This is a genomic window from Staphylococcus pasteuri, assembly GCF_003970495.1.
Taxonomy (GTDB): Bacteria; Bacillota; Bacilli; order Staphylococcales; family Staphylococcaceae; genus Staphylococcus; species Staphylococcus pasteuri.
In genome coordinates this window covers 1-382 of record NZ_RXWW01000045.1, presented here as the reverse complement: position 1 = coordinate 382, position 382 = coordinate 1, and the positions used below count along the sequence as shown (strand labels likewise).

Annotated in this window: 1 protein-coding gene; it reads right to left on the bottom strand. The window is 37.2% G+C overall.

Annotated elements, in window-relative coordinates; all coding sequences use genetic code 11:
• Window positions 1-382, bottom strand: a 382-nt coding sequence (locus CD121_RS07355; protein ID WP_257214272.1) for a sugar phosphate nucleotidyltransferase, incomplete at both ends; no start/stop codon positions are given.

Below are 382 nucleotides of genomic sequence, written 5' to 3'. Positions count from 1 at the left end.
TTGGCTTTCTGTGTTCATACGTTCGATTGCGTCAGTTAATTGAATTTCATTTCCTGCGCCTTCTTCTTGTGTTTCAAGATAGTCAAAGATTTCTGGTGTTAATACATAACGTCCCATTATAGCTAAGTTTGATGGTGCTGTACCTTGTTTAGGTTTTTCTACGAATTTTTTAACTTCATAACGTAATCCAGATTGTTCTAATGGATCAATGATACCGTAACGGTGTGTATCTTCTGGTGCTACTTCTTGCACACCAATGACAGATTTACCAGTTTCATCATAGACATCCATTAATTGTTTAATCGCAGGTGTTTCAGATTCAACAATGTCATCGCCTAATAACACTGCAAATGGTTCATCGCCAATAAATTGACGTGCTGTG